This is a genomic window from Oleiphilus sp. HI0066, assembly GCF_001635725.1.
Genome location: NZ_LWFH01001272.1, coordinates 1 through 1,157, shown reverse-complemented (window position 1 = coordinate 1,157; position 1,157 = coordinate 1). Strand labels below are relative to the sequence as shown.

Genomic DNA, 1,157 nt, shown 5'->3' with positions numbered 1-1,157 from the left:
TTTTTCTGAAATGGGTCGAGTTTTGATTGGGTGCGGTTCCATAGGTGTAGAGAGAAACCTGCACGAATCAGGTTAGTAACCATGGGAGCGCCCATGAGGCCTACACCAATAAAAGCAATATGCATGACATAACTCCGAATTTTAATGGCATAAAAAAACCGCCTGTTGGCGGTTTTTAGTAGAAGAAAGAGGCCTAACTATCCATTAAGCCTTTTACTTTCTTCATCGCATTTTTTTCTAATTGACGAATTCGTTCAGCTGAAACGCCGTATTCATCTGCCAGCTCATGAAGCGTGGCTTTTTTCTCATTTAACCAGCGTTTGGTGATGATATCTAAACTACGCTCATCGAGAGTACGTAAGGCTTCAGTTAAACGATGACGCGTATCGCTCGATGTATCAGCCAGCTCTACAGCACGTGCAGGGTCTGCTGAATGATCTTCTAGATAGTTCGCTGGAGCTAAGAACGCGCTGTCATCATCTTCATCAGAGCTAGCATCGAATGCTGTATCTTGAGCGCTCAAGCGACCTTCCATTTCGCGAACGACGCGAGGTTCTACACCAAGGTCTTTAGCTACTGAATCAACTTCATCTGCGGTAAACCAAGCAAGACGCTTTTTAGAGCTGCGAAGATTGAAGAACATTTTACGTTGCGCTTTGGTCGTCGCAATTTTGACAATGCGCCAATTACGTAAAATGAATTCGTGAATTTCAGCTTTGATCCAATGTACAGCAAAAGACACCAAGCGAACGCCGAATGTCGGATCGAAACGTTTAACGGCTTTCATTAGGCCGACGTTTCCTTCCTGAATAAGATCAGCTTGAGCTAAACCATATCCAGAGTAACTTTTAGCGATATGAACAACAAAACGTAGATGCGACATAATCAAGTGTCGCGCAGCCACAAGGTCGTTTTCGTCATGTAAGCGCGCAGTTAAATCTCGCTCTTCTTCAATTGACAAAATCGGGATGCTGTTGACCGTTTGGATGTAAGACTCAAGGTTGCCACCAGGAGTTAACATGTCGACGGGTTGTAAGCTTGTGCCCATTAATATTCCTCTATTCGTTATCCTTGCATCATAGCATCTCGGCGCTTTTGTGCTCAAGTGTGCTACTGTTGAGTGGTTGGACTACTTAAGCCTTAAAAAGTTCCGAATT

At 44.0% G+C, this 1,157-nt stretch carries 2 protein-coding genes; both read right to left on the bottom strand.

Going from position 1 to position 1,157, the window contains the following annotated elements; all coding sequences use genetic code 11:
• A partial coding sequence (locus A3738_RS29475) for an NAD(P)-binding domain-containing protein (protein WP_231876697.1) occupies positions 1-125 on the bottom strand: 125 nt, incomplete at its 3' end.
• A 68-nt stretch (positions 126-193) separates the two neighbouring features.
• Complete coding sequence (gene rpoH, locus A3738_RS18390; protein WP_068482772.1) at positions 194-1,048, bottom strand: RNA polymerase sigma factor RpoH; 855 nt, start codon at positions 1,046-1,048, stop codon at positions 194-196.
• Positions 1,049-1,157 lie beyond the last annotated feature (109 nt).